Annotated in this window: 18 protein-coding genes and 1 pseudogene; 9 read left to right on the forward strand and 10 right to left on the reverse strand. The window is 69.9% G+C overall.

The features are described from left to right. Positions 1–33: 33 nt before the first annotated feature. The 3 genes from Pth03_RS21030 to Pth03_RS21040 form a co-directional block, all read right to left on the reverse strand. Complete coding sequence (locus Pth03_RS21030) at positions 34–2,103, reverse strand: serine/threonine protein kinase (RefSeq protein WP_203946046.1); 2,070 nt, start codon at positions 2,101–2,103, stop codon at positions 34–36. A 201-nt stretch (positions 2,104–2,304) separates the two neighbouring features. Next, a complete protein-coding gene (locus tag Pth03_RS21035) occupies positions 2,305–3,396 on the reverse strand; it encodes a DUF418 domain-containing protein (RefSeq protein ID WP_203946047.1) in 1,092 nt (363 codons plus the stop codon). A gap of 123 nt (positions 3,397–3,519) precedes the next feature. After that, positions 3,520–3,978 (reverse strand): MarR family winged helix-turn-helix transcriptional regulator, encoded by a 459-nt coding sequence (locus Pth03_RS21040; RefSeq protein WP_203946048.1) that lies wholly within the window; start codon positions 3,976–3,978, stop codon positions 3,520–3,522. 132 nt (positions 3,979–4,110) lie between these two features. Between Pth03_RS21040 and Pth03_RS21045 the strand changes: the two genes are divergently transcribed. Beyond that, positions 4,111–5,322: an MFS transporter gene (locus Pth03_RS21045; RefSeq protein WP_203946049.1), complete on the forward strand. Its 1,212-nt coding sequence runs from the start codon at positions 4,111–4,113 to the stop codon at positions 5,320–5,322. A gap of 68 nt (positions 5,323–5,390) precedes the next feature. Here the strand turns inward: Pth03_RS21045 and Pth03_RS21050 are convergent, their stop codons facing one another. Then, a complete protein-coding gene (locus Pth03_RS21050) occupies positions 5,391–6,782 on the reverse strand; it encodes a sensor histidine kinase (RefSeq protein ID WP_203946050.1) in 1,392 nt (463 codons plus the stop codon). A 136-nt stretch (positions 6,783–6,918) separates the two neighbouring features. Here Pth03_RS21050 and Pth03_RS21055 point away from each other — a divergent pair, with 136 nt between their 5' ends. The 3 genes from Pth03_RS21055 to Pth03_RS21065 all read left to right on the forward strand — a co-directional run bounded on the left by Pth03_RS21055 (position 6,919) and on the right by Pth03_RS21065 (position 10,104). Further along, positions 6,919–7,689, forward strand: coding sequence for a sporulation protein (locus Pth03_RS21055; RefSeq protein WP_239119231.1), 771 nt, complete (start codon positions 6,919–6,921; stop codon positions 7,687–7,689). Positions 7,690–7,898: 209 nt separating this feature from the next. Then, positions 7,899–8,486, forward strand: coding sequence for a TetR/AcrR family transcriptional regulator (locus Pth03_RS21060; RefSeq protein ID WP_203946052.1), 588 nt, complete (start codon positions 7,899–7,901; stop codon positions 8,484–8,486). A gap of 184 nt (positions 8,487–8,670) precedes the next feature. Continuing rightward, positions 8,671–10,104: an aldehyde dehydrogenase gene (locus Pth03_RS21065; RefSeq protein ID WP_203946053.1), complete on the forward strand. Its 1,434-nt coding sequence runs from the start codon at positions 8,671–8,673 to the stop codon at positions 10,102–10,104. A 60-nt stretch (positions 10,105–10,164) separates the two neighbouring features. Here Pth03_RS21065 and Pth03_RS21070 read toward each other — a convergent pair whose 3' ends face one another. Further along, entirely contained in the window at positions 10,165–11,148 is a 984-nt protein-coding gene (locus Pth03_RS21070) for a phosphotriesterase family protein (protein ID WP_203946054.1), read from the reverse strand. 130 nt (positions 11,149–11,278) lie between these two features. On the opposite strand from Pth03_RS21070, the gene Pth03_RS21075 reads away from it, so the two are divergent. Beyond that, complete coding sequence (locus Pth03_RS21075) at positions 11,279–12,268, forward strand: asparaginase (RefSeq protein ID WP_239119232.1); 990 nt, start codon at positions 11,279–11,281, stop codon at positions 12,266–12,268. Between the two features lie 104 nt (positions 12,269–12,372). Here Pth03_RS21075 and Pth03_RS21080 read toward each other — a convergent pair whose 3' ends face one another. The 3 genes and pseudogenes from Pth03_RS21080 to Pth03_RS21090 form a co-directional block, all read right to left on the reverse strand. After that, positions 12,373–12,708, reverse strand: a complete 336-nt coding sequence (locus Pth03_RS21080) for a hypothetical protein (RefSeq protein ID WP_203946055.1) — start codon at positions 12,706–12,708, stop codon at positions 12,373–12,375. A 13-nt stretch (positions 12,709–12,721) separates the two neighbouring features. After that, a pseudogene (locus tag Pth03_RS21085) lies at positions 12,722–13,496 on the reverse strand (transposase family protein). 251 nt (positions 13,497–13,747) lie between these two features. After that, complete coding sequence (locus Pth03_RS21090) at positions 13,748–14,593, reverse strand: helix-turn-helix transcriptional regulator (RefSeq protein ID WP_203946056.1); 846 nt, start codon at positions 14,591–14,593, stop codon at positions 13,748–13,750. Between the two features lie 188 nt (positions 14,594–14,781). Here Pth03_RS21090 and Pth03_RS21095 point away from each other — a divergent pair, with 188 nt between their 5' ends. Beyond that, positions 14,782–15,174: an ester cyclase gene (locus tag Pth03_RS21095; protein ID WP_203946057.1), complete on the forward strand. Its 393-nt coding sequence runs from the start codon at positions 14,782–14,784 to the stop codon at positions 15,172–15,174. 227 nt (positions 15,175–15,401) lie between these two features. Here Pth03_RS21095 and Pth03_RS21100 read toward each other — a convergent pair whose 3' ends face one another. Together Pth03_RS21100 and Pth03_RS21105 are read right to left on the reverse strand one after the other, a co-directional pair. Further along, positions 15,402–16,103 carry a hypothetical protein gene (locus Pth03_RS21100; RefSeq protein WP_203946058.1) on the reverse strand — a complete coding sequence of 234 codons (702 nt, stop codon included), beginning with the start codon at positions 16,101–16,103 and terminating at the stop codon, positions 15,402–15,404. Between the two features lie 185 nt (positions 16,104–16,288). Continuing rightward, positions 16,289–16,930 carry a hypothetical protein gene (locus Pth03_RS21105; protein WP_203946059.1) on the reverse strand — a complete coding sequence of 214 codons (642 nt, stop codon included), beginning with the start codon at positions 16,928–16,930 and terminating at the stop codon, positions 16,289–16,291. A gap of 437 nt (positions 16,931–17,367) precedes the next feature. Here Pth03_RS21105 and Pth03_RS21110 point away from each other — a divergent pair, with 437 nt between their 5' ends. The 3 genes from Pth03_RS21110 to fxlM all read left to right on the forward strand — a co-directional run bounded on the left by Pth03_RS21110 (position 17,368) and on the right by fxlM (position 20,739). Then, complete coding sequence (locus Pth03_RS21110) at positions 17,368–18,120, forward strand: formylglycine-generating enzyme family protein (protein WP_203946060.1); 753 nt, start codon at positions 17,368–17,370, stop codon at positions 18,118–18,120. Between the two features lie 234 nt (positions 18,121–18,354). Continuing rightward, complete coding sequence (locus Pth03_RS21115) at positions 18,355–19,503, forward strand: NAD(P)/FAD-dependent oxidoreductase (RefSeq protein WP_239119233.1); 1,149 nt, start codon at positions 18,355–18,357, stop codon at positions 19,501–19,503. A gap of 45 nt (positions 19,504–19,548) precedes the next feature. Then, the gene (fxlM, locus tag Pth03_RS21120; RefSeq protein WP_203946061.1) at positions 19,549–20,739 is read left to right on the forward strand and encodes a methyltransferase, FxLD system; all 1,191 of its coding nucleotides are present in this window, start codon (positions 19,549–19,551) and stop codon (positions 20,737–20,739) included. The last annotated feature ends 74 nt before the right edge of the window (positions 20,740–20,813 follow it).

Consider the following 20,813-nt stretch of genomic DNA (forward strand, 5'->3'; position numbering starts at 1 on the left):
GGCCGGCCCGCCCCGCGCTCAGGGGCGGGCCGGCTACTTCCATCCGGTGCAGAACGTCTTGTCGAGGCGGCTGGAGCAGACGTCCCACTGCACGTCCTTCACCGGTCCGGAAACCCTGAACGTGAAGTCCTTGTACTGCCCGTTCGCGACCTCGACGTACGGATCGGGCTGGACGTAACGAAGCTTCCACACTCCGCCCACGTTGAGCCGGTAGGCGATCCGCAACCAGGAGTGCGACTCGTACTGCCGGGTGTCCTGCAGTCTGCCGTTCGCGCTGGCGGTCGTGCCGTTCCAGGACACCGACCCGCGCGCCCACGCGTAGTTGGTGGCGGTGTCCATGGACGATCCGCCGGTGGGCGGCGGCTCGGGGGCCTTGCTCGGCGCCCCCTGTTGAGGCGGCGAGGACGGCACGCCGGGTGAAGGACGCCTCGTCCCGGTCTTCGCGGGCCCGGTCTTCGCGGGCGACGATTTCACGGGCGAGGCGGACGGCGGCGGCGTGCGCCGCGAGGTCGGCCCGGGCGTGACCGGGGCGCCCGCCACGGCCGGGGGCGTCGCGGCGGGCGTGGCGGCGAGCGTGTGGACGGCCGTGTTGCCCTCGTCGGGCGGCCCGGCGACGGCGAACACGATGCCGCCGCCGACCAGCACCGCCCCGGCCACGCCGGCGACGGCCGCCTTCCTGCCTCGCCCACGCGATCGCGGGGCCGTCGGCTCGGACACGAGGGTGGCGGTCTGCGTCGGGGCGGGCCGCGTCTGCGTGATGCGCGGCTCCTCCCCCGCATCGCGGAGGCGGAGCGCCAGGTCCGCGAGGGCCGGCCGTACGGCGGGGTCCGGGTCCAGGGATGCGGTCACCAGCGACCACAGGTCGCCGGGCGTCTGGCCGGGCCGCGAGAGCGCCGCTCCCTCCGGCCGCGCGCCGAGGAGACCGGCCAGCACCGTGCCGACGGCCTGCACGTCGTCCGCCTCCTCTTGCGGCACGGCGGGCGCCTCCCCGTACGGCACGGCCGCCGACGCGACCACCACGGGACGGTCGCGGCCGCCGGAGTTCTCGACCCGCACCGCAGTGTCGAGGGGCCCGTGCGCCCTTCCGGCGGCATGCAGGGCGGCGAGCTGCTCGGCCAGGTCGGCGGCGAACACGGCGGCCTGCCCCGGGGCGAGCGGGGGGTGCGTGCGCAGATAGCCGCGCAGGTAGAGCCCGGTCTCCTCGCCTCCCGCACCGTCGGCTTCCAGCGGGCGGGTGGGCGCGGGAGCGGCGGGCGGGACCGGCGCAGGAGAACGAGCTGGCGGCGGCGCCGTCGACGGAGATCTGGTCGTGAGCCTGGCCAGCAGTTCCTGCGTCGTGGGGCGGTCGCCGGGATCCTTGGCCAGACACGAGAGCACCAGCGGCCGCAGCGGGTCGGGAACGCCGTCCAGGTCGGGCTCGCCGTTCACGATCGCGTTGATCACGGCAGGGGCCGTGTCCCCGGGGAAGGCGCGGCGGCCGGTGGCGGCGAACACCATGGTGATCGCCCAGCTGAACACGTCGGAGGCGGGGCCGGCGGTGCGCCCGTCCAGCTGCTCGGGCGCCATGTAGGCCGGGGTGCCGACGATTCCGGAGCGGGTGGTGGCCTGGTCGAGCAGCCGGGCGATGCCGAAGTCGATGACCACGGGGCCCTCCGGCCCCATGATGACGTTGGCGGGCTTGAAGTCGCGGTGGACGATGCCCGCCCGGTGGATCGCCCCCAGGGCGGTCAGCGTGGCGACGGCCAGGCGTTCCAGGCCGCTGCCGGTCCGCGGCCCCTCACGGTGGATCAGCTCGTGCAGTGAGGGCCCCGGGATGTATTCGCTGACGATGTAGGGACGCCGCCGGAATACTCCCATTTCGATGACCGAAGCGGTGCAGAATGTCGCCACCTGACCGGCGATGTCCATTTCACGAGCGAAACGCCGCCGTTCATCGTCGTCGTCGGCCATCCGGGCGTGCAGCACTTTGATGACCACCTGGGCGCCCGAAGGAGACTCCGCCCGGTAGACCGTGCCCTGTCCGCCCTCCCCCAGCACACCGGCGAGACTGTACGCCCCGATTCGCTCAGGCTGCTCCGGGTCGATCAGGCGCGAGCTGGACAATCGCCGGTCCTTCCCACGAATTTCGCGACAATTCTGCTGCTACGGTGGCCCGTCCCAGCAAACGGGCGCGGAGCCCGGGAAAGACTATCCATGTCTCGCCGACGGCGACCGGCTTTATCGGCTCATGGTCAGATATAGAGCGATCTTCTGAATCCCGCGCCCGGCGGTCGTCCCGGCGGGCGCGAGCGGTTCGGACCGTGATCAGGGCGCACGGCGCAGGGCGGGGCGGCGGGCCCAGGTGGCCCAGCGCCAGAGCCATTCCAGCGGCCCGTAGCGGTGACGGCGCATCCAGAGGGTCGACAGCAGCCACTGCACGGCGAGGACGGCGCCGATCGTCAGGAACATCGCGCCGTCGGATCGGGCGAGCGGCACGTCGAGCACGCGTGCCGCGACCAGGACCAGAAGCGTCTGGGACAGGTAGTTGGTGAGCGCCATGCGCCCCAGCGGCGCGAAGACGGCCCGCAGCGCCGGTCGCAGCGGAGTCCTGAGCAGCGCCAGCAGGCCGCACACGTACGCTCCCGCGACCAGCAGCCCCGCGACCGCCATCGCCTGGCTGAAGGCGCGCGTCTCGAGCGGCACGGTCACCTGCCACCACACCGCGGGTACCGCCCCCGCCGCGAAGAGGAGGCACAGCGCGACGGGCACCCGCGTGGAACGCTCGATCCGGCCGATCACTCCGTAACGGGTCAGCGCCGAGCCCAGCAGGAACAGCCCGGGAACGATCGCGTACGGGCCGCCGGCGATGAGCAGCGCGATGGCGATCAGCGCGGCGGCGAGAGCGGCCACGGCCCACCGCGGCAGCCAGGTCGAGGGCAGCAGCACCACCAGGCCGGCGGCGGCGTAGACGGTCAGGATGTCACCCTGCCAGAGGAGCAGCAGGTGCACGAGGCCCAATCCGAGCAGTACGGCCAGGCGGCGCAGCAGGATCAGGCGGGGGCGGGTGACCCGACCGGCGGCGGAGTCCAGGAGGAGCGAGAAGCCGACGCCGAAGAGCAGGGAGAAGATCGGGTAGAAGCGCTGGTCGACGAACAGCCCCGTCCAACCGTACCTGTCCGCGCCTACCGGCGAGCCGACCACGGCGGAGGGGTCCACGTTGGCGATGGGCCGGACGTTGGCGATCAGGATGCCGCACAGCGCGAACCCCCGCACGACGTCGAGCGCCGCGATGCGGGGGCGGCCGGGCGGGGACGGAGCCCGGCGGCCACCGTGGTTGTCAGTCAGGTGGTCGTCAGTCAGGTGGTCGTCGGTCAGGCGCGCGGTGCCCGGCGCCGGGGAAAGGTCTTCACGTGGCATGGGCCTCATCCTTCGGGCCCCTGCCCGGCGCCTGCATCGGCCCGAAGTACGGCTCGCGCCGGTGGACGCCGTACTTTCGGCCGGTTCCGCCCCGGCTCCGGGATGTCAGGCGGCTCCGAGATGTCAGGCGGTCACGTGCAGCGAGCCGACCGCCGCGACGAGCGGCGCGAGTTCGGGATCCTTCGCCGCCTCGTCGAGCGCCTCGCGCAGCGCGGCGTCGTGCGTGGGCCGCGCCTCGTCCAGGAGTCGCCAGCCGGTCTCGGTGACGTCGGTGTAGATGCCGCGGCGGTCCGTCGGACAGAGGTAGCGGGACAGCAGCCCGCGGTCCTCCAGCCGGGTGACCAGGCGGGTGGTGGCGCTCTGGCTCAGCACCACGGCGTCGGCGACCTGCTTCATCTGGAGGTGGCCGCCTTCTCCGTCGTGCTGGCGGCTGAGGGTGTTCAGCAGCGAGTACTCCCGCACGCTCAGGTCGTGCCCGGCCTGCAGAGCGCGCTCGATGTGGGTCTCGATGCGCCCGTAGAGCAGCGAGAGCGCGTACCACCCCTGTGCGAGAGCGGTGAGCGCGGGATCCGTGGTTGTCATGGCGGTCGTCCTCCGTGCCGGGTGGCGGCTGCCACCAGAATAGGCCACGGGAGCAATATCACGCGCTTGCATATATAAGGCGTGTGCAACTATTGTCGGCGCTTGCTACTGCGCAACCATCGGGGGGATTTCGTGCCGCTCGCGCTTCTGGCTCTCGCGATCGGAGCCTTCGGAATCGGGACTACAGAGTTCGTGATCATGGGCGTGCTGCCCGAGGTGGCCGGCGACTTCGCCGTGTCCATCCCCACGGCCGGGCTCCTGGTGACCGGCTACGCCCTGGGAGTGCTCGTCGGCGCCCCGGTGATGACGGTCCTGGGCACCAAGGTTCCCCGCAAGCAGATGCTGATGTTGCTGATGGGTCTGTTCATCGCGGGCAACCTCCTGTCCGCCGTCGCCCCCTCCTTCTGGGTGATGCTGACCGGCCGCATCGTCGCCTCGCTCGCGCACGGCGCGTTCTTCGGCATCGGCTCGGTCGTCGCCTCCTCCCTGGTCTCCCCCGGCAAGCAGGCCAGGGCGATCTCCATGATGTTCACGGGCCTGACCGTGGCGAACGTCGTCGGGGTGCCCCTCGGCACGCTGATCGGGCAGACCGCCGGATGGCGCGTCACCTTCGCCGTCGTCGCCGCGCTGGGCGTCGTCGGCCTGATCGGCGTCGCCGTGCTCGTCCCGGCGATGCCACGGCAGGAAGGCGTGCGCCTGCGGAACGAGCTGTCCGCGTTCCGCAACGCCCAGGTGCTGCTGGCGATGGCGATGACCGTGCTCGGCTTCGGCGGGGTGTTCGCCGCCGTCACCTACATCGCGCCGATGATGACCCACGTCGCCGGCTTCGGCAGCGGCGCCGTCACCTGGCTCCTGGTCCTGTTCGGCGTCGGCATGGTCGCCGGCAACCTGGTCGGCGGCAGATTCGCCGACCGCTCGCTCATGCCCATGCTGTACGTCTCGCTCGGCGGCCTCGCCACCGTCCTCGCGCTCTTCCTTCTGACGTCGCACGACAAGATCGCGTCGGCGGTGACGATCACGCTGATCGGCTGCCTCGGTTTCGCGACCGTTCCCCCGCTGCAGAAGCGCGTCCTGGACCACGCGAAAGGCGCACCCACCCTGGCCTCAGCGGTCAACATCGGCGCCTTCAACCTCGGCAACGCCCTGTCGGCCTGGCTGGGCGGCCTCGTCATCGCCGCCGGTCTCGGATATGCCTCGCCCAACGGGGTGGGCGCGCTCCTCGCGGCGGCCGCCCTCGGCCTAGCCGTACTGTCCGCCGCGCTCGAACGGCGCTCCGCGCACAACGGCCGCCCGGCCGCCGACCGGCACGCCGTGACGTCCGGCATCGATTCGATCAGAGGATGACCGGGACCACCGTTCCGGCCGTCACGCCCCGAACCTTCGGCTGATCGCGGCGACCACGGGCCTGCCGCTCACTCACCCCGGGCCAGCGGCAGGCGGAGGACCAAGCGCGCACCTCGGGAGCTGTCCTCGATGCGGAGCGTCCCCCCTTCCGCCTCGGCGATCTGCCGGGCGATCGCCAGCCCGAGCCCGGCCCCGCCCGCCACGGCGGTGCGCGCGGGATCCAACCGGACGAATCGCTGGAACACCAGCTCCCGCTTGTCTGGGTCGACGCCCGGCCCGTCGTCGACGACCTCCAGCACCGCGGTGCCGTACGGAGGGTCGGCGTGCGGGCCGTCCGGCTCCCGGCGCACGACGACTCCGATCACGGTGTCGGCGTACCGTTCCGCGTTGTCGACGAGGTTGATCACCAGACGGGTCAGCCGGGCCCGGTCGGCGAGGACGTGCACGCCGGGTTCGAGCGCGGAGTCGACCCGCTTCGCCGGAGGGCGCGCGGACAGTTCCGAGTCGACGAGCTCGGACAGGTCGACGAGCTCCTCCTCGCCCGGCATGCCCGAATCCAGCACCGCCACGGTCAGCAGGTCGCGCGCGATCGCCTCCAGGCGGTTCAGGCGGGGCAGGACGACCGTGCACAGCTCCGTCACGTTGGTCTCCAGGGGCGCCAGCATGGCGTCCTCCACCTCCGCCCGCATGGCGGTCATCGGGGTGCGCAGGTCGTGGGAGACGTCGGCGACGATCTGGCGCTGCCGGTCCAGCGCCGCCTGCCGTTGCAGCAGCGCGGTGTGCAGCCGGGCCAGCGTGTGGTTGACGCTTTCCGCCAGGTCGTGGATCTCGTCGGTGGTGGGTGGCACGGGCACCCGGCGGCCGGCGGAGTCCTCGTTGATCTCGTCGAGTTCGGCCCGGATGGCCGTCACCGGCCGCAGCGACGCCTTGGCCGTGCGAAGGCCGAGATACGTGATGATGATCGCGGTGAGCGCCGCGCCCGTGCCCACGGTCCCCGCCACCCACGGGTCCACCCAGACGGGGATCGCCGGTGAGGAGGCGTAGACGGTCCACTGCTCGTTCCCGCGCTGTGCCCGCTGCGCGACCACGATCTCGCATCTGCGGGGGAAGTCCCCTCCGCACACGACCGAGGAGGTGACGTGCTTCCCCTTGGGCGCGAACGCCGCCATGGGCGGCTTCCCCTGGAGCTCGGGGGTCGAGGCGACCACCTGACCCCGCGCGTCGACGACCTGGACGTTGCGGCCCGGGTGACCGACGAGGGGGTACTCCACCCGGCCCTGCTCCACCTCGGCGGCCACGCGCCCCCCGGCGGCGGAGATCTCCTCTTTGGCGTTCTCCAGGACGTAATGGTCGATGGCGGTCATGATCGCCAAGGCCAGCAGCACGGTGAGGAGGGTCGCCACGGCACCCGTGAAGAGGGTGACGCGTGTCGTGATCGAGATTCCGCGTCCAACGCTCATCGCCCGCCCCCTGCCAGTAGAACACATGGGCGACGGAGCATCGCGTGCAGACCGTGACCGCCGGATGACCGGCCCTGGAACCTCATCGCGGCCCCGGCCGTTGAGCGCGGCGAGAAGCCACGAGAGGAGCGAATCGGTGTTCCGAAAGTTGATGGCCGCGTTCGGGGCGGGTGTCGAGGTGGATACGGTGCTCAGCACACCGCACGTACGGCCCGGCGGGGTCCTTCAGGGAGAGGTCCGGTTCCAGGGAGGATCCTCCGACCACAAGGTCGACGCGATCACCATCGACTTCAACGCCGTCGTGGAGGTCGAGTACGGCGACAACGAGCACCACGCCACATACACCTTCCTGAGGTCCCAGGTCTCCGGCCCGTTCGACCTGAAGGCCGGCGAGGCCCGGGCGTTGCCGTTCTCGATCCCCGTGCCGTGGGAGACGCCGCTCAGCTCCATCGCAGGGCACCCCCTTAGGGGGATGCGGCTCGGGGTGGCGACCGAGCTCGCGCTCGCCGGGGCGCTCGACAAGGGCGACCTCGACCCGCTGTTCGTCGAACCCCTGCCCGAGCAGGGACATCTGCTCGCCGCGCTGGACCGGATGGGTTTCCACTTCAGCCGGGCCGACCTGGAGAGCGGCACGCTGCGCGGCTCGTCGATGCCCTTCTTCCAGGAGATCGAATACCACGCCGGCCCGGAATGGCGCCGTCACTTCAACCAGCTCGAGCTGACGCTCATCGCCGGGCCGCACGCGATGGACGTGATCCTGGAGGCCGACACGAGGGGCGGCTTCCTCACCTCCAGCCACGACGTCTACAACCGCTTCCAGGTCCGGTACGGCGACCACCCGGGAGCCGTGGAGCAGTCGTTGCGCGACGGCCTGGCCGCCATGGCCCGCCACCGCGGCTGGTTCTAGACAGCCGGATCGCTTGTCGGCGCCCGTCCGCACAGGTGGCGGACGGGCATTTGACAAACTGGTTAGTCAGAACGATCGATCGAGACAGGGCCTGGTACGGCGAGAGCCGTACGAGCGGGGGCTGACCATCCGGTTCACCACCATGCCGTCCCGCGGGCGCGGCTCCGATCAACCGACGAGGTGAAAATCCGGTTAGATAAGCTCTGCGCGTGCCGAAGAAATCCGATGACACCAAGGCCCGCGTCCTGTCCGCCGCGACCCAGGAGTTCGCCGCGCACGGGATCGCCGGGGCGCGCGTCGATCGGATCGCCGCCCTGGCCTCGGCCAACAAGAACCTGCTCTACGTCTACTTCGGCAACAAGGAGCGCCTGTTCGAGACGGTCTACGACGCCGCCGTCGCCGAACTCCTCGACGCGGCCCCGTTCGACCCCCGCGACCTGCCGGGTTACGCCGGCGCGCTCTTCGACTTCTACCGGGCCCACCCCGACCTGATGCGCCTCACCCGCTGGCGCGGCCTCGAGCAGCCGGGCGCGCAGCCGCTGCCCGCCGCCCGGGAGGCGACCAAGGCCAAGTTGCAGGCGCTGGCCGCGGCGCAGGCCGAAGGGATCGTCGACGCGGGCCTTCCGCCACACGTCCTGCTCACCCTGGTCCTCACCCTCGCCTCCACCTGGACCGACGGCTCACCGGAGGCGGGCTCCCCCACCGACGACCCCGAGACGGTGAGCATCCGGCGGCACGCCGTGGTCGTCGCGGTCGGGCGGCTGACGCGTCCTCCCGCCGCCCGCCTTTCCGCGTGACCCCTTAGCCGAGCTCGGCGGCGTCGTTTCAGGCACCTGACCTGAGGGTCTGCTGTCTCCATGTCGGTCGGCGCCTCCCTCCAGAGCCACCCCCGAGTGCACGCCGACCACCACATGGCGCTAGCTTAACTAACTAGTTAGCCTAATTCCGTCGGCGTTGCCCGGCGGGGAAACGAGTAGAACCATGCCTGACTACGACAAGCTCCTCATCGGCGGCACGTGGGTCGCCCCGGTCGCCGGCGGGTCGCTGGAGATCCGCTCCCCCCACGACCAGTCGCTCGTCGGCCGAGCCGCCCAGGCCACCCCTTCGGACGTGGACCGTGCCGTCGCGGCGGCGCGCACGGCCTTCGACGAAGGACCGTGGCCGCACCTGACGCCCGAGGAGCGCCAGGAGTACGTCGAGCGCTTCACCGCCCTCCACACTCCGCGGGCCACGGAGATCGCCCAGCTCGTCACTGCGGAGAACGGCACGCCGATCTGGTTCACCGCGTCGCTCCAGGAGCAGCTCGCCGAGCAGACCGCCGCCTACCTGCGCGCGGCACGGGAGCTGGCGTGGGAGGACAAGGTCGTCAGCCCCGGCGGCGCCGCCGCCGTCGTGCGCCGTGAACCGGTCGGGGTGGTGGCCGCCGTCATCCCCTGGAACGCGCCCCACCAGTCGGCTCTGGTGAAGGTGATCCCGGCCCTGCTCGCCGGATGCACCGTGATCTTGAAGGCCTCACCGGAGACCGCTCTCGACGCCCTGCTCCTCGCCGAGATCTTCGAGCAGACCGGCTTCCCGGAGGGCGTGGTCAGCGTGCTTCCCGCCGACCGGGAGACCAGCGAGTATCTGATCTCCCACCCCGGCGTCGACAAGATCGCCTTCACCGGCTCGACGGCGGCGGGCCGCCGCATCGCCTCCATCGCCGGGGAGCAGCTCAAGCGCGTCAGCCTCGAACTCGGCGGGAAGTCGGCCTCCATCATCCTCGAGGACGCGGACCTGGCTCAGGTCGGCCCTGCCATCCCCTTCCTCGCCTTCGTCAACAACGGCGAGTCCTGCGCCGCCCACACCCGGCTGCTCGTGCCCCGCAGCCGCTACGACGAGGTCGTCGCCCTCGCGGCGTCCGCCGCCGAGCAGGTCGCGGTGGGCGACCCCGCCGACCCTGCCAACTTCGTCGGCCCGCTGGTGAACAAGGTCCAGCAGCAGCGGGTCCAGTCCTACATCCAGTCCGGCCTCGACGAGGGCGCCCGCCTGGTCGCCGGCGGCCTCGGCGCCCCCGACGGCCTCGAAGACGGGAACTACGTGCGCCCCACCGTCTTCGCCGACGTCGACAACTCCATGCGCATCGCCAGGGAGGAGATCTTCGGGCCCGTTCTCGTGCTCATCCCCTACGAGGACGAGAACGACGCCGTGCGCATCGCCAACGACTCTCCGTACGGGCTGAGCGGCGGGGTCTGGACCGCCGACCCCGATCACGGGCTGGCGGTCGCCCGCCGCATCCGCACGGGCACCTTCATGGTCAACGGCGCCCCCGCCGGGTTCGACGCGCCGTTCGGGGGCTACAAGTCCAGCGGCATCGGACGGGAGTTCGGCTCGGTCGGCCTGAGCACCTACCTCGAATACAAGACGATCACCGTCTGACCCGCAGTTGCCCGCCCGGCGACGCCTGCCCGTTGCGGGCGACGGTCGCCGGGCGGGCGTTCACGACCCCTCGAAGAGCCGGCGCGGCACGTCGGCCAGCATCGTCGTGATCTGTTCGGCGCTCACGCCGTGCTCGCTCAGGTAGGGCAGCACGTCGTCGCCGAGGTGCAGGTAGTGCCACTGCGGCAGGAACACCATCACGTCGGGATCGATCCAGTCGATGTAGCAGGACGCGTCCTGCGACAGCACCATGTGACCGGCGTAGCCGCGGCGGCACATCTCGATCACGGTGTCGGCACGCGCCTCGAAGGTGGTCTCGAGGTTGAGCCCGAACCGGTCCATGCCGAGGACGAACCCGGCGTCGGCGAGTGCGGTGAGGTGGTCGCAGTCGGCGGTGTCGCCGCTGTGCCCGAGGACGATCCGGGACGGCTCGACGCCTTCCTCGTCGCACATCACGCGCTTGACCACCTCTCCCGTACGGGAACCGGGGTGGGTGTGCACGGTGATCGGCGCGCCGGTCTCGTGGTGGGCGCGGGCGACGGCGCGCATGACCCGCTCGACGCCCGGCGTCAGCCCCTCGTGGTCGATCGCGCACTTGAGCATTCCCGCCTTCACGCCGGTGCCGGCGACGCCCTCGGTCAGGTCGCCGACGAACATGTCGACCATCGGGTCGGGGACGTCCGCGCCGAGCGCCTCGTTGAGGGCCGGCCCTCGGTGCCGGAAGAAGAAGGGCACGCTGTCGTAGGTGTAGAGCCCGGTCGCGACGATGATGTTGAGCTCCGGCACTTCCTCGGCGACCCGCTGGATTCGCGGAATGTCCCTGCCGAGGCCGATCACCGTGGGGTCGACGATCGTCGTGACGCCCTGCGCGGCCAGGGCGCGCAGCCTGGCCGCCGCGTCGGCCGTCCGTGCGTCCTCCTCGCCCCATTCGCCGGGATGGTTGCGCTGGACATCGGCGGTGAGGATGAAGATGTGCTCGTGCATGTACGTCCGGCCGAGTTCAGCGGTGGCGACCGGGCCGCGAACGGTGTCGACGGTGCTCATAAGGGTGCCCCTCCTCGACCGACCGTTCGGTATGTGCGCGCACGGTATGCCGGATGCCGGCCGCCGTCAATAGATCGTCTCGGGCCGGCCGTTAGGCTGCGGAAACAGCGACGAGGCGAAAGGCGGGCACGTGTCCATCCGGATCGAGGTCTTCTCCCTGGGCGGCACCATCGCCATGACGCCCGGCACAGACGGCGGAGGGGTCGTGCCCAAACTGACCGGGCGCCAGCTCCTGGCGGCGGTGCCCGGCCTCGCCGAGCTCGGCGTCGAAATCGAGCCGAGAGAGTTCCGGCGGCTTCCCGGCGCGTCGTTGAGCTTCGCCGACATCCGCGACCTGGCCGCCGCGATCGCTGAAGGCGGAGCGGACGGCGTGGTCGTCACCCAGGGCACCGACACGATCGAGGAGACCGCCTACCTCCTCGACCTCCTCCACACCGGCGACGCTCCTGTCGTCGTCACCGGCGCGATGCGCAACCCGGCTCTCGCCGGGCCGGACGGGCCCGCCAACATCCTCGCCGCGATCAGGGTCGCGGCCGATCCGGCCGCCCGCGGGCACGGCTGCCTGGTGGTGTCCGCCGACGAGATCCACGCCGCGTCCCGCGTGCACAAGACGCACAGCACGAGTGTGGCCACGTTCGCCTCCCCCGACCGCGGGCCGCTCGGGCACGTGGTCGAGGGGCGGCCGCAGTTCGTCTCCAGCCCGCGCGACCGCGTCACCGTACGGCTGCCGTCCGAGGCGGCGTTCGCCCGTGTCGCCCTGGTCACCGCGACGTTCGGCGACGACGGCGCGTCACTGCGCCTCTTTGCGGACGCCTGCGACGGCATGGTCGTCGCCGCGATGGGCGTCGGCCACGTGCCCGTCGCCTACCTGGACGCCCTCACCGTGCTCGCCGAGCGTGCCCCCGTCGTCCTCACGTCGCGCACCGGAGCCGGGCCGGTGCTCACCGGCACGTACGGCTATCCCGGCTCGGAGAGCGACCTCCTCGGGCGCGGGTTGATCTCCGCCGGATTCCTGCACCCGTACAAGGCCCGGATGCTCCTCACCGCCCTGCTGACGGCGGGAGCGTCCCGGGACGAGATCGCGGAGGCGTTCTCCCGGGCGGGGGCCCTCCACGCGTGACGCGGCACATCTAGAGAGCCGGTTCGCCCGGGACGGTCAGATCCACCCGCGCCGGGGCGCCTCCATGGCGATCTGGAAGTGGGTCTGCGCCCCGAGGCGCGACATCAGCTTGGCGATGTGGCGTTGCACGGTCCGCTCGCTCCACCCCAGTGCACGGCGACCGGCGACACCGACGGCGCGGTCTTGGAGTCGGACACCTTGGCGTCGTCGCGGCTTCCGCTGGCGCCGCGGTGACCGTCGGAGTGGGCGGCGGCCGTGGCGGCCTGCTCGTCCAGGGCGAGAAGGGACCGGCGCGTGGCGGTGATGTCGCGGTCGCAGAACAGAGGGTCGCCGGGCCAGAACTGCGCGGTCGGTACGGCGGGCGGTTCCGGCGGGTCGCCGTTCTCGCCGGCCTTTGGCCCAGGCGGCGACGGCGGCTTCGTGGGCGTCGATCGCGGCACTAGTGAGCCTTTTTCATCCTGAGTACCGGTCCGTTTCGATGCCTTCGAGGACGAGGATGGCTTGGACGATTGCCGTGGCGCGGCGGGGGCAGCAGCGCAGCTTCGCGAGGATTTTCCAGGCTTTCAGGATCGCGACGGCGCGTTCGCCGAGGGCCCGGATGCGAGCGTGGGCGCGGTTGACCTCCTTCTGCGCGCGGGAGAGCCGTGGCCGGTGGCGGTGGCGTTTGAACGGGGTGCGGATGGTGCCGCCGGCCCCTTGGTATCCCTTGTCGGCGAACGTCTTCACGTTGCTGCTGGTGAGTGCGTCGATGAGGCCGACCGTTCGGGCGGCGGTCAGGTCGTGCGTTCTCCCTGGCAGGGCCGGCGAGGCCCAGACGAGCCGGCCGGCGGGGTCAGCCACGACCTGGATGTTCATACCGTGGCGTTTGTGCTTGCCGGAGTAATACGGCTTCTGCTCGGCGACGCGATCGATTGGGATCAGCGTGCCGTCGAGGATGGCGTAGGCCAGTCGAGAAGCTCGGACGGCGGCAGCGTGTAAGTCGTCAGCGACGGCTGCCAGGAGGTCGACCGACTCCCGCACATAGCGCCAGGCTGTCGTGGTGCCGATGCCGAACCCAGCGGCCAGGCGGGCGTAGGTATCCCCGTTGCGCAGGTGGGCCAGCACCAGCAGCGCTTGCCGGCCCGGATCCAGGCGCCGCCACCGGCATCGACGTTGGGCACGCTGAGCGCGGATGAGATCAGCCAGGCGGACGAGGCGACAGCGGAATCGCGGCAGGGTAAGACAGCAACGAGGCTCCCGGTTGGGGCATCGGATCTTGGTCGACTGCTGTCTTACCGGGGCCTCCCCTCACCCCGTATCTGGCCTCACTCCCATCACCGTGACCAGCATGATCACGATGGAAAAGGCTCACTGGTCATCAGGGGGACGATCTGGCGTTGCCGAGGGATCCAGTCCAGGTGCTGATCATCCTTGTTACGAACGAACACTGAACCTGAACCTCGCGCAGCGCAGACGACAGAACCTGATCACCCAACCCGGTCAGCTGAACGGCTGCAGGCCGATCGTCGCCAGCAGGTCGAGCTGCCCGGCCGCCTCGCTGTCCTGCGCGCTGGTGTAGACGATCAACCGGAGGTCGGTGTCACGTACAGTGAGGAAGTCGCTGTCCATTGTGATCGGTCCGATCTCGGGGTGCAGGAACGTCCGACTGCTCAAGCCGGGCTGGGGGGCGGCCAGGCGCTGCTCCCACAGGTCGGCGAAGTCTGTGCTGACTTCCAGCAGATCGTCGATGAGGTCGCCGAGCAGCTTGTCCTTCGGATAGCGGCTTCGAGCCTCGCGCAGATCGGAGACCAGTTCCAGGCGGAGCAGGCGCTCCTCGGCCTCGGTGCGGATATAGCGTGTTGGAGCGCCGGTGAAGACGGTCCAGGCGAGGTTCCGCTCACGCATCGGCAGTGCCGACGTGTCGCCGGCCAGGGCATACGCGAGCGGGTTGGACGTGATGCACTGCCACGAGGCGTCGACGACCTGGACGGGCAGGTCGGTCAGGCGGTCCAGGATCCGCTGCACGCTCGGCGTGATGTGACGCCTGATGCTCCGGTGGGCCGGCTCGGCCTGATCCGCGACGCGGAAGAGATGTGCGCGCTCCTGGTCAGAAAGCCGCAGCACCCGGGCGAGCGACATGAGCACCGACGGCGACGGGTGGATCGCACGGCCCTGCTCCAGGCGGGCGAGGTATTCGACCGACAACCCGGAAAGCTGGGCGACCTCCTGCCGGCGCAGGCCGAGCACGCGGCGCCGGCCGCCCTCCGGAAGGCCTACCTCGGCGGGTGACACGCGGCCGCGCCAGAGGCGCAGGCTGCTCGCGAGCTCGTTCGAATCTGAAACCACAACCTCACTCTAGGTCCGCGCGGCAGGCACAGGGTCGCCCTGCCAGTACGAGGCTCGGCAGGTCCATTTTGCCTGGTGTGCGGAGAGGTAAGTATCGGATCGCGGCCCCGTTCTGGGGCCGGCCGGATCAACCCGTCACCACGGGTGTGGCTACCAACAGAGTGGAGAGATTGACGATGAGTACAGGCATGTCTGCAGAGGAGCTGCGCGAGTTCTACGGGCGGTACGTGGAGATGGCGAACACGCGTGACTTCGACGGGATGCGCAAGCTCCTTCACGACGAGGTCATCCTGGGCGGCACTCCAGTTGCCCGTGAAGCCATCATCACCGAGTTCCGCAAGCACACCGATGCCGTCCCGGACATCCACTGGGAGGTCCAGGAACTTCTCGTGGAGGGCGGTCACATCGCTGCTCGCGCGCTCGACACCGGAACGCCGGTGGCGGAGTGGAACGGTCTGGCCCCCAACGGAGCGAGCATCTCCGTCGCCGAGACCGCGTTTTACGAGGTCGTGGACGGCCGATTCAAGGTCATGTGGTACATGATGGACGTCGACGCACTGCGGCAGCAGCTCGTCGGCTGACCCACGATCGGTCCCCCGCAGGGTGACCTCGGTGTCCGCCCACGCCCATGCCCCCGCCGGAGTGACGCGAGATCGTCGCCGTCACTCCGGCGGCCACTTCCAAGTGAGCCTTTTCCATCGTGATCATGCTGGTCACGGTGATGGGAGTGAGGCCAGATACGGGGTGAGGGGAGGCCCCGGTAAGACAGCAGTCGACCAAGATCCGATGCCCCAACCGGCAGGACGCTTTAGGAGATCGGCTGGAACTTGCGGATCCCGAGAGGCTCGAAGTCGTAGAGTGCGTTGTTGATCTGAAGCCCATCCAAAGCGCCGAAGAAGGGGCCGTCGTTGCTGCCCTTGTTGAACGCCACGCTGAGGGTGATCACCGCATTGGGCAGCAGCGCCTTGAGCTGACTGAACGAGCAGGGGTTCGCCTGAATGCACATCGTCAGAGTGCCGGGCCGGGTCATGTACCACCGACTGCCGGCGGCGCTGGCGTCGAACTGCTGCCAGACTTGAGGAGCCCGGACCGCAGGAGCCGACGGACTGGTGGAACTGTTCGGCAGGTACACCAGGCTGGTGTATTCGACCGTGCCCTGGTTGGGGTCCACCTCCATGTTCAGGGTCGGTAGGTTGATCATCGGGAAGACGTCCGCGTCCGTACCCGTGAAGATCCAGTACTTCAGAACGTTGATGCTCGACAGGGGCGTCCCGGCGAAGTCGGTTTCGTTGCCGAACTGGATGTGGTCGTCGTCGCCGCCGACGATGAGCCCCAGACTTCCGATTCCGTAGGGGGGCCGTTGGGTGGCGGCGGCGTCGGTGACCGAGGTGCGGCCGTACGGACCGAGCCGTAGGACGGCGTTCGGATTGCCCGCCGTATTGCGGCCGATGACACCCCACTTCTCGGGATAGTAAAAACCGTCCGCGTTGGCCGAGTCGGCCGCGCCCACGGCCAAGACGCACGCGGCCGCGACAGTCATGGCCGACACGGCCAATGTCAGGAACTTGGTATTTCTCATTAATGCATCTCCTGGAGAGGGCTTGCGAACTATTTCGAGGGTTTCCCGCCGATGCAGCCGTCATGGGCGGTCCATCGCGGCGCATTGAGCGGCGGAGCGCGATCGGCTGTTGCGCGTTAATTGGGCACGATTGCCCACGGGGTGCACGGCAGTGGTCCTGAAGTCGGGAGTGGAATGCTGAGCATGCTCAGGTTCCCGAGTCGACACACGGTGTAGAAAATGCCGGCCGGCGTGCGCGCAGTGACCCGCACGGCAGATGTGGTAGTCGGGTCGGGTGTGTAGCCGGCAGCGGCATCCTCGGCGATGGAGATGTTGATCACGTAATTCCCCTGGCTACCAGGTACCCTTCTCAAGTTTTGCCAGCTGGGTGAACTGCGCGGGTCCCTGATCCACGGAACCCCGTTGTTAGCGGAGACATCGAAGACCAGCGGCGCGTTGGGCAACGATTCAACGGTCGCCGAGGCCAGCCATGGCCCTCCCCTTCTCGGGTTTTGCCAGCTGGGTGAGCTGCGCGGGTCCCTGATCCACGGAACCCCGTTGTTAGCGGAGACATCGAAGACCAGCGGCGCGTTGGGCAACGATTCAACGGTCGCCGAGGCCAGCCATGGCCCTCCGTCCTCCAGATAGCTGGTTGCGTTCCGGTTCGCCTGGTGGCCGGTGGAGCCCGTCTTTGTCATATCGCCTGCGACGCTTGCGGCGGCCGTGGAGGCCGGCAATGCCATGGCCAATGCATAGGCGACCGCTGCAGTGAAGGTCACCGCCAGAGAACCCTGGATGGTGCTACCCGAACGCGAAGTCGAGCCGAGCCTACGAAAAATCAAGTGATTCCCTCCGAAACTATTGCGGATTCTTTGATCACCGCTTCCCGGGCGGCGCGATACCGAAATTACTCACCACTTCAGAAAATCGGGCCGACTGACGTTTGATAACGATCAAAATGTCTCGCAACATTCATTTAATCAAGCTCTTCGCCTTCGACTGCGTCGCACATAGGTATCGACGCGGGGACTACACCCACAAACTCGCGCATAAGAAACAGTGATCCTGTTAGTTAGTCGCCAACCAGGCCTGCCACATCCATTCGGGGTATCGGTAGCTTCCGGTGCAAGAACACCGCCAAGCAGTTGATCTATGCGCAAGCTGCGAAACCGTCGGAAAAGACCAACCGGCGATCGGGCTGCTAGCGTTCGGCGCCATGTGGACCGAGGAGATCGTGGCCGGGCGCCCGGCATGGCGGCACCCGTCGGGGGTGGTGTTCCGGAAGGTTCCGGGCGGCACGTTTCGGATGGGCTTGTCCGACGCGGAGGTGGATGCGGTACGCGCCATCGAGCGCAGCGGCGGGGTCGAGGACACCATCGAGCCGTTCCTCGCCGGCGCCGGGGACGCACAGCCGGTACGCGAGGTGCGGGTCGAGCCGTTCCTGATCGCGCGGCACCCGCTGACGGTGGCGCAGGTCCGGCACTGGCTGCCCGAGTACGAGGACCCGTACGCCGAGGCGGACACCAGCACAGCCCGGCTCGAAGACGACCTGGACGACCTGCTCAAGCTGTTGCCGTTCCGGCTGCCCAGCGAGGCGCAGTGGGAATACGCCGCGCGGGCCGGCACTACCACGCTGACCTTCCGCGGTGACGGGAAACCCGGCGAGGATCAACTGCTCGACGACTTCGGCGACGAGACGCGGACGGCCGCAGGGGAGAACGCGTTCGGACTGGCGGCGATGGGGTCGGCGAACGAGCTCTGCGCCGACGTGTGGATCCCCGGGTTCGCGGGCGCGCCTGCAGACGCGCGGCCACGGACCGGCGACGGGCCCCGGACCGTACGTGGCGGAGCGGCCGACGTATACCCGTGGCAGGGCTGCGACGAGTGGCTGCTGCTGCTCTCCGCCACCCGATACGAATACGCCCAGTTCACGGCGGTTCGCCCGGTCGCACCACTGCCACCCCGCTGAAAGCCGTCTCAGCGGATCCAGGTGTGCCGGTAGTTTCCGGCACAGAACAACGCTAAGCACTTTGATCTCAGTGCAGGCTGCCATCGTGGGTCGGGTGAGCCCGATAACCTGCAGCTCGCACGCTGTACGACAAGGTGGCCGGCTTTAAGGGTCACATTGTCTGCGCCCCCTGCGCCGCATCCTCGTCTGGTAGTGGGGACGCCGGTTGCCCGCGCGTTGTGGCAGTCTCGACGGGTGATCGAGACGTGGGATGTGGTCGTTGTCGGGGGCGGGCCGGCGGGGTCGGCGGCGGCGTTGCGGGTCAAGCAGCTGCGGCCTGAGGCCCGTGTGCTGCTCGTCGACAAGGCCGACTTCCCGCGCGACAAGGCGTGTGGAGACGGCATCGCCGCCCACGGCCGCGAGGAGCTCGACCTGCTCGGGCTGCCCGGCGTCATCGACGACTACCGGCCGGCGCGGCGGCTCTCGGTGGTCTCGCCCGGGGGCGCGCGGGTGCTGGCCACCGTCGCCCGGCCCAACCACGTCGTGCCCCGGAAGGTCTTCGACGCGCGGCTCGTGGAGGCCGCGCGCGCCCGCGGCGTCGAGGTGCGCCGCGGGCGGGTCCGCGAGCTCACCGCACAGGCCGACCACGTCCTGCTGGACGGCCGCGTCGCCGCCCGTACCGTCGTCGGCGCCGACGGGGCGAACTCGGTCGTGCGCCGCCTGGCCGGGCTGCCGCCGACGCCGGACCGGCACACCGCGATCGCCGTGCGCGGGTACGCCGACGTGCCGGCCGACGACGACGTCCAGTTCATCGCCATGCAGAAGGACGGCTGGCCCGCGTACGCCTGGTCCTTCCCCATCGGGGACGGCACCGCGAACGTCGGGTTCGGCATGACGCTCCCCCGGCTGCACGCCACCGGCCGGCCCGGACGCGAGGTGCTCCACGGCAGGCTCGCCGAGCTGCTGCCCGATCTGCCGGCCCGCGATCTGCGTGCGCACCATCTGCCCATGTCGCCCGGACGTCCGGTGCCGGGCGCGGGGCGGGTGCTGCTCGCCGGGGACGCGGCGAGCCTCATCAACCCCCTCACCGGTGAGGGCATCTACTACGCGCTGCTGTCCGGCCGGCTGGCGGGAGAGGCCGCCGTCGAGGCCGCCGGGGCGCCGCTGGCCGCCTACCGCAGGAAGTTGCGCAGAGCGCTCGGACGCCACCTGCGGACCACCGACATGCTCTCCCGTGCCGCCCAGTCGCCCGGTTTCATCGACGCCGCCATCGGCACCGCCGCACGCCGCAGGGAGGTCTTCGACCTGATGGTCGACGTCGGCCTGGGTGCGGGCACCGTGCCTGCGCCTCTCGCGGCGGCGATCGCTCGCCGCTGGCTCTGGAACGCCCTGCGCCGGGCATGAGCGCTCGCCGGGTGGATCGGCCGCCGTCTCGGTAGCGTCGTCGTCGTGGACGAAGAACCGACCGCCGCGCGAGCACTCCGTCACGCGCTGGCGGACAAGCTGGTCAGAAACCGAATCATCCTGACGGCTCCTGTCGAGGACGCCATGCGGTCGGTGCCGCGGCACCTGTTCGTCCCGGATGCCCCGTTGGACGAGGCCTACGGCAATGACGCGATCGTCACGCGCAGGGACCCGCATGGCGCCGCGGTGAGCTCCGCGTCGGCCCCGAGCGTGGTCGCGGCGATGCTGGAGCAGCTCGACGTACGGCCGGGCCACCGCGTGCTGGAGATCGGCGCGGGAACGGGTTACAACGCGGTTCTGCTGTCGCGTCTGACCGGTCCGTCCGGCCAGGTCACCACGGTCGACATCATTGGCGACGTCGCCCGGACGGCGCGGGAGCGCATCGTGGCCGCCGATGCCGAGAACGTGTCGGTGATCCACGGGGACGGCGAGTTCGGCCACGTGGATCACGCCCCCTACGACCGCATCATCGTCACGGCCGGTGCCTGGGATGTGCCGCCTGCCTGGTCCGATCAGCTCGCCTCCGGCGGCCTGCTGCTCGTGCCGTTGCGGATGCTCGGCGTGACCCGGTCGGTCGCGTTGGCACGCGAGAACGGGCACTGGCGCAGCCGATCGATGCTGCAGTGCGGGTTCGTTCCCATGCATGGTGCGGGGGCCATGGCGCAGCGGGAGATCCGCGTCGGCGGGAACACCGGACTCCTCTTCCGAATCGACGACGGCCGGCCCGCCGACCCGCGCGAACACGCGCTCGATCACCCGGCGGCGGTGTCGTGGACGGGCGTGACGTCTCCTGACAGACACTTCGAGCACCTCGACTTCTGGCTCGCCTCACTGGACGGCTTCTGCCGGGTCGTGGTCATGGACCCGGCCGCCGGCAGGTTCGTCCCGCCCCTCTACTCGTGGGGCAGCATGGGCGTCATCGACGGAGACGGCTTCGCCTACCTCACCAAACGAGCGTGCGACGGCACGACCGAGCTCGGCGTGTGCGCGTACGGCCCCCGAGGCGAACAGACCGCCGAGCTGGTCGCGGACCGGATCCGGGCATGGGACCGCAAGCGGGCCACGATGACCGACCTGTGGATCGAAGTGCATCCCGCCGGACGGCCGACTCAGAGCGACGCGGCTCTGGTGGTCGACAAGCGGCATACCAGGGTGGTCGTCCGTACGGCGGAGTGACGTTCAGCGAATCATCGGAGAAAACGCTCCGCCTGTTTCCCGCGGATTTCGGCAGGGAGGTAAACGGAATTCGG

The organism is Planotetraspora thailandica (assembly GCF_016863335.1).
Classification (GTDB): Bacteria; Actinomycetota; Actinomycetes; order Streptosporangiales; family Streptosporangiaceae; genus Planotetraspora; species Planotetraspora thailandica.